This is a genomic window from Nocardiopsis sp. TNDT3 (genome assembly GCF_003427465.1).
In the GTDB taxonomy this organism is placed as follows: domain Bacteria; phylum Actinomycetota; class Actinomycetes; order Streptosporangiales; family Streptosporangiaceae; genus Nocardiopsis; species Nocardiopsis dassonvillei.
This window is the reverse complement of record NZ_QPFC01000813.1, coordinates 1-6,464: the sequence shown is the minus strand read 5'-3', so window position 1 is coordinate 6,464 and position 6,464 is coordinate 1. Positions and strand designations below refer to the sequence as shown.

Annotated in this window: 5 protein-coding genes; 4 read left to right on the top strand and 1 reads right to left on the bottom strand. The window is 72.4% G+C overall.

Translation table 11 applies throughout. The features are described from left to right. The 4 genes from DQW06_RS19860 to mmsB all read left to right on the top strand — a co-directional run. A partial coding sequence (locus DQW06_RS19860) for an alpha-L-arabinofuranosidase C-terminal domain-containing protein (protein ID WP_304598533.1) occupies positions 1 to 730 on the top strand: 730 nt, incomplete at its 5' end. Between the two features lie 52 nt (positions 731 to 782). Next, a complete protein-coding gene (chvE, locus tag DQW06_RS19855; RefSeq protein ID WP_013151808.1) occupies positions 783 to 1,877 on the top strand; it encodes a multiple monosaccharide ABC transporter substrate-binding protein in 1,095 nt (364 codons plus the stop codon). 44 nt (positions 1,878 to 1,921) lie between these two features. Beyond that, a complete protein-coding gene (locus DQW06_RS19850) occupies positions 1,922 to 3,451 on the top strand; it encodes a sugar ABC transporter ATP-binding protein (RefSeq protein WP_086000751.1) in 1,530 nt (509 codons plus the stop codon). Next, positions 3,448 to 4,746 (top strand): multiple monosaccharide ABC transporter permease, encoded by a 1,299-nt coding sequence (mmsB, locus tag DQW06_RS19845; protein WP_117199085.1) that lies wholly within the window; start codon positions 3,448 to 3,450, stop codon positions 4,744 to 4,746. Before DQW06_RS19850 ends, mmsB begins: the two co-directional genes overlap by 4 nt. 28 nt (positions 4,747 to 4,774) lie before the next feature. Here the strand turns inward: mmsB and DQW06_RS19840 are convergent, their stop codons facing one another. Next, on the bottom strand, positions 4,775 to 6,418 hold the full coding sequence (locus DQW06_RS19840) for a VWA domain-containing protein (protein WP_117199084.1): 1,644 nt from the start codon (positions 6,416 to 6,418) through the stop codon (positions 4,775 to 4,777). Positions 6,419 to 6,464 lie beyond the last annotated feature (46 nt).

The following is a 6,464-nucleotide window of genomic DNA, read 5'->3' as shown; positions in this document are numbered from 1 at the left end:
CATCGACTCCGTCGTCTCCACCGCCGACGCCGTCGGCGCGCGCCTGCGCGACCCCAAACGCATCCAGCTCTCCTTCGACGAGTGGAACGTGTGGTACCTGAGCCGCCACCAGGCCCGGGCCGCCGCGCAGCCCGCAGACGACTGGCAGGTGGCGCCCCGCGTCATCGAGGACCGCTACAGCGTCGCCGACGCCGTCGTCGTGGGCAACATGCTCATCAGCCTGCTCCGGCACGGCGACCGGGTCACCGCCGCCAGCCAGGCCCAGCTCGTCAACGTCATCGCGCCGATCATGACCGAGCCCGGCGGCCCCGCGTGGCGCCAGACCGTCTTCCACCCCTTCGCCCTGACCGCTCGGGCCGCACGGGGCCGGGTGCTGCACACCGGCGTCACCGCGCCCCGGTACACGACCGCCAGCCACGGCGAGATCCCGCTCCTGGACGCCGTCGTCACCTTCGACGAGGAGGAGGCCACCGCGTCGCTGTTCGCGGTCAACCGCTCCACCGACCAGCACCTCGCCCTCGACGCCGACCTGCGCGGCCTGGCCCCGACGGCCGTCACGGACGCCCGGACCCTCAGCGACGAGGACCCCTACGCCCACAACACCATGGACGCCCCCGACCGGGTCGTCCCGCGACCGGCCGGGGGCGTGACCCTGGACGGCGGCAGGCTCTCCGCCGTCCTGCCCCCCGTGTCCTGGTCCGTCATCACCCTCTCGACCAGTCGGAACTGACCGGAACCCCGGTGCGCGTCCGCGCCCGGACCACGCCCAGAAAGGCGAACGCATGACCCCCCATCCCCGACGCACACCCCTCCTGGCCGCCGCACTGTGCGGCACACTCCTGCTCACCGCCTGCGGAGGCGTCGGCGACGCCGCGCGGCCCGAGGGCGAGGCCGGCGTCGTCGGCATCGCCATGCCCACCCAGTCCTCCGAGCGCTGGATCAACGACGGCGAGAACATGGTCGCCGAGTTCGAGGCCCGCGGCTTCGGCACCGACCTCCAGTACGGCGAGGACGTCGTGGAGGACCAGGTCTCCCAGATCGAGAACATGATCACCCGGGGCGCCGACGTCCTGGTCATCGCCTCCATCGACGGCGAGGCCCTCGGCGACGTGCTCGACATGGCCGCCTCCAGCGACATCCCCGTCATCGCCTACGACCGCCTCATCCTCGGCAGCGAGCACGTCGACTACTACGCCACCTTCGACAACTTCCAGGTGGGCGTCCTCCAGGGCGAGTACATCGTGCGAGCCCTCGACCTGGAGAACGAGGAGGGTCCCTTCAACATCGAGCTGTTCGGCGGCTCGCCCAACGACAACAACTCCTCCTACTTCCTCGACGGGGCGATGTCGGTGCTCCAGCCCCACATCGACGACGGCCGCCTCGTCGTCCGCAGCGGCCAGACCTCCATGGAGCAGATCGCCACCCAGGAGTGGTCCGGCGCCGTCGCCCAGGACCGCATGGACAACCTGCTCAGCGCCCACTACTCCGAGGAGGAGGTGCACGCGGTCCTGTCGCCCTACGACGGCATGAGCCTCGGCGTGATCGAGTCCCTGCGCGCCGTCGGCTACGGCACCGAGGACCGGCCGCTGCCCGTCATCACCGGCCAGGACGCCGAGGCCGCCTCGGTCCGGTCCATCATCGCCGGGGAGCAGACCCAGACCGTCTTCAAGGACATCCGGACCCTGGCCACCCAGACCGTGGACATGGTCGAGGCCCTGGTACAGGGCGAGGAGGTCCCGGTCAACGACACCGAGAGCTACGACAACGGGGTCAAGGTCGTCCCCTCCTACCTGCTCGACCCCGTCTCGGTGGACGCCGACAACTACCACGAGGTCCTGGTCGAGAGCGGCTACTACGAGGAGTCCGAGCTCCAGTGACGACGGAGGAGAGGCGGCCAGCCCCCGGCGGGCCGCTCCTGACGATGCGCGACATCCGCAAGGACTTCCCCGGCGTGCGGGCCCTGGACGGGGTGTCGCTGACCGTCGGCCACGGCCGCGTCCACGCCCTGATGGGGGAGAACGGCGCGGGCAAGTCGACGCTGATGAAGGTGCTCAGCGGGGTCCACCCCACGGGTTCCCACGGCGGCGAGATCCTCATGGACGGACAGCCCTGCTCCTTCTCCGGCGTGGCCGACAGCGAGCGCGCGGGCATCGCCATCATCCACCAGGAACTCGCCCTCATCCCGCAGCTGTCCATCAGCGAGAACGTCTTCCTCGGCCACGAACAGGCCCGCTACGGCGTCCTGGACTGGGGCGCCACCCACGCCCGGGCCCGCGAACTCCTGCGCCGGGTCGGCCTGGACGAGAACCCGGCCACGCCCGTCTCGGCGCTGAGCGTGGGCGCCAGACAGCTCGTGGAGATCGCCAAGGCCCTGGCCAAACGGGTGCGGCTGCTCATCCTGGACGAGCCCACCTCCGCGCTGAACGAGGCGGAGAGCACCCGGCTGCTCGAACTCCTCCTGGACCTGCGCGACCAGGGCGTCACGTGCATCCTCATCTCGCACAAGCTCGGCGAGGTGGTGCGCGTGTGCGACGAGGTCACCATCCTGCGCGACGGCCGCGCCGTCGAGACCCTCGCCGTGGAGCGCGACGCCGACGGCAACCCCTCGATCGACGAGGACCGCATCATCCGCGGGATGGTCGGCCGCGCTCTGGACCAGCGCCACCCCCCGCGCACCGGCGAGGTCGGCCGGGTGCGCTTCGAGGTCCGCGACTGGACGGTGGACCACCCCACCCAGGCCGGACGGCGCGTGGTGGACGGGGTCGACCTGACCCTGCGCGCCGGGGAGGTCGTGGGCATGGCCGGCCTCATGGGCGCCGGGCGCACCGAGTTCGCGATGAACCTGTTCGGCCGCTCCTACGGGCGCCGCGTCCGCGGCACCCTGCTCAAGGACGGCGCCGAACTCGCGACCGCCAGCGTCGCCGACGCCATCCGCGGCGGTCTCGCCTACGTGCCCGAGGACCGCAAGACCCTCGGCCTGCTCCTCGACGACGACATCCGCCACAACACCACGCTGGCGGCCCTGGACCGCGTGTCCGCGCGCGGCGTCCTCGACCCCGGCCTGGAGGTGGTGGAGGCCGCCCGGATGAGCCAGAGCATGCGGGTCAGGAGCCAGGGCCCCGCCCAGACCGTGCGCACCCTCAGCGGCGGCAACCAGCAGAAGGTCGTCCTGGGCAAGTGGATGTTCACCCGACCCGAGCTGCTGATCCTCGACGAGCCCACCCGCGGCATCGACGTCGGCGCCAAGTACGAGATCTACCTCATCGTCCGCCGCCTGGCCGCGGAGGGCGCCTGCGTGCTGCTGATCTCCTCCGAACTCCCCGAGATCCTCGGCATGTGCGACCGGATCTACACGATGTGCGAGGGGCGCATCACCGGAGAGGTCCCCGGTGAGGGGGCCGACCAGGAAACCCTCATGAGACTGATGACGCGAACCGGGGGACACCCGTGAAAGAGCCCACCGCAACCTCCCGACTCTCCCGGCTCGGCGGCGCGCTGACCCGCGGCAACTCCCGCCAGTACGGCATGGCCGCCGCCCTGGTGGCCATCATCGTGCTGTTCCAGATCCTCACCGGGGGCCTGCTCCTCACCCCGCTCAACGTCACCAACCTGATCATGCAGAACTCCTACATCCTGATCCTGGCGATCGGGATGATGCTGGTCATCGTCACCGGCCACATCGACCTCTCGGTCGGCTCGGTGGTGGCCTTCACCGGCGCGGTGTCGGCGATCATGCTCACCTCCTGGGGGCTGCCCACGGTCGTGGTCGTGCCCGTCGCCCTGCTGCTCGGCGCGCTCATCGGCGCCTGGCAGGGCTTCTGGGTGGCCTACGTGCGGGTCCCGGCGTTCATCGTCACCCTCGCCGGGATGCTCGTCTTCCGCGGCGCGACCCTGGCCGTCCTGGGCGGGGAGTCCGTGGCGCCGCTGCCGCCCTCCCTGCGCGACATCGCCAGCGGGTTCCTGCCCTGGCAGGCCGGGGACGGCCTCCACCTGCCCACCCTGCTGCTGGGCGCGGCGGGGGCCGCCGCCCTGGTGTGGATCCAGTGGCGCTCGCGGTCCCGCTCGCTCGGGTACGGGCTCCCGGTCCAGTCCGCGCCGGTCACCGCCGCCTCCTCGGCCGTGATCGTCGCGGCCATCCTGGCGTTCACCTACGTGCTCGCCGACTACAACGGGCTGCCCGTCGTGGGCGTGCTGCTCGTCGCGCTCATCGCCGGGTACTCGTTCGTCATGCGCTCCACGACCATGGGCAGGCGGGTCTACGCCGTCGGCGGCAGCGAGCAGGCCGCCGCGCTGTCGGGGATCCGCACCCAGCGCACCACGTTCTGGGTGTTCGTCAACATGGGCGTGCTCTCGGCGCTGGCCGGACTCGTCTTCACCGCCCGGCTCAACGCCGCCACGACCGGCGCCGGGACCATGTTCGAACTCGACGCCATCGCCGCGGCCTTCATCGGCGGCGCCTCCGCCTCCGGGGGCGTGGGCACCGTCGTCGGAGCCGTCGTCGGCGCCCTGGTCATGGGCGTGCTCAACAACGGCATGTCCCTGATCGGCCTGGGCGTGGACTGGCAGCAGCTCATCAAGGGACTGGTGCTGCTCCTGGCGGTCGCCTTCGACATCTACAACAAACGCCGCGTCAGCGCCGGGCCCGTCACCGTCCCGGTCCCCCCGCCCTCCTCCGGGGCGGGCCGGGGCGGGGACGGGACCCAGGGCCCGCCGCCCACGGCGGACCGGGCCCGGGCCTCCTCCTGAGGAGACCGCCTCCGGGAGGTCCGGGGCCCTACTGGTATCCCCGGATCTCCCGGAAGACCTGCTCCAGGTCCTGCTCGCGGGCGTCGAACACCCGGCCGCCCGTCAGCTCCGCCAGCTCGGTCATCTCCGGCACGTCCGACTCGCCGAACAGCACCGTGAACACCGGCACCCGCGCCACCGGCTCCGAACGCGCGGCCAGCGACTCCCGGAAGCCCTCCAGCCCCACGCCCCGGTTCACCTCGCCGTCGGTCATCAGCACCACCGACATCAGGGGGTCGCCGTCCGAGCCCGTGTCGCTCTCCAACAGCTCGTACGCTTGCACCAGGGCGTCGTAGGCGGCCGTGTCGCCCTCGGCCTCCAGCCCCTCCACCGCCGCGGACAGGTCCGCGTTGACCTCGTCCACCGAACCCGGCTCCACCACGAAGGTCCGCGGGTCGGCGGGCCACGTGGAGAACGGCAGCAGCGTCACCACCTCCCGCTCCTGGAAGGCCTGCGTGCTCCGGGCCAGCGAACCGCCGTCCGCGCCGGTCAGCGCGCCCAGGGCCGACTGGAGCTCGGCGAGCCGGCCGCCCTCCATCGACCCCGACACGTCCAGCGCGTACACGGTGCGCGCCGGACGGCGCAGCGAGGCCGAGTAGTCCGCCACCAGGCCGTCCACCACCTCCCGGCTCGCCGGGAACGGCAGCTCCACCAGCGGGGGCACCGGCGGGGACAGCTCGGCCCCGGCCGTGACCGGGCGCCGCCACGTCCGGTCGGCGATCTGCTGCTGCGTCTCCTCCGACGTCAGGTCCCCCACCAGCCGCTCGTACCCGTCCAACGCCTGCTCGGAGGGGTCCGACAGCAGCGTCAGCGGGTAGTCGGCCGTCACCACGCCGTCGGCCGGGTACACGACCGTCAGGGGCTCCTCCAGCGCGCCGGAGGCGTTCAGCGACAGGATCACCGACTCGTAGTTGACCAGCCCGTCCACCGGCATGCCGCTCTCCGCGCGCCGCACGAACGCGTCCGTGAGCCACCCCGACGACCCCGCCGTCACCTCCTGGCCCGCGAAGAACTCCGCCAGCTCCGGCCCCACCCGCTCCACGTCCTCCGACCTCAGAGCCGCGCCCGTGTCGGCCAACGCCGAGGCCACCCCGATCAGCGCGGAGAAACCCGAGTTGGAGGCGCCCGGGTTGGTCATCCCGTAAATCAACTCTTCTTCTACGACCGCCCGGTGCACGTCCGACCAGGTCACCTCCGCGCCCCCGTCCCAGCCCAGCTCCCGCGCGCGGTCGGCGGCCACGCCCAGCACCACGGGGGAGACCATGACCGGCGTCTCCTCGTGCACCGCCGACCGGCCGTCGCCGTCCAGGTTGAGGTAGCGGTTGGAGGCGAACCACACCGCGTCGTACTCCCCGCCCTCGCCCTGCCGGTCACCCGCGGCGATCCGGGCCATGCCGTCCAGCGTGCCGGTGTACTCCAGCTCCACCGTCACCCCGGTGCGCTCCCCGGCCTCCTCCAGCAGCGGCTCCAGGTCGGCGACCTCGCTCCCGGCCAGGATCCGCAGCGTCACGTCCGGGTCCGCCCCCGGGGCGGAGCAGCCCGTCGCCGCCAGGGCCGCCGCGAGCACCGCCGCGCACGCGCCGCGGACCCCGCGTCCCCCGCGGATCCTCCCGGTTCCCGTTCCAGCCGCCATCGCCGTCCCGCCTCCGTGTCCGCCCGCCATGCCCTAGCTCCCGCCC

Bases quoted from the DNA above. Each gene is read 5' to 3' on its own strand.
- chvE (WP_013151808.1), top strand. From the start codon at position 783: ATGACCCCCCATCCCCGACGCACACCCCTCCTGGCCGCCGCACTGTGC.
- DQW06_RS19850 (WP_086000751.1), top strand. From the start codon at position 1,922: ATGCGCGACATCCGCAAGGACTTCCCCGGCGTGCGGGCCCTGGACGGG.
- DQW06_RS19840 (WP_117199084.1), bottom strand. From the start codon at position 6,418: ATGGCGGCTGGAACGGGAACCGGGAGGATCCGCGGGGGACGCGGGGTC.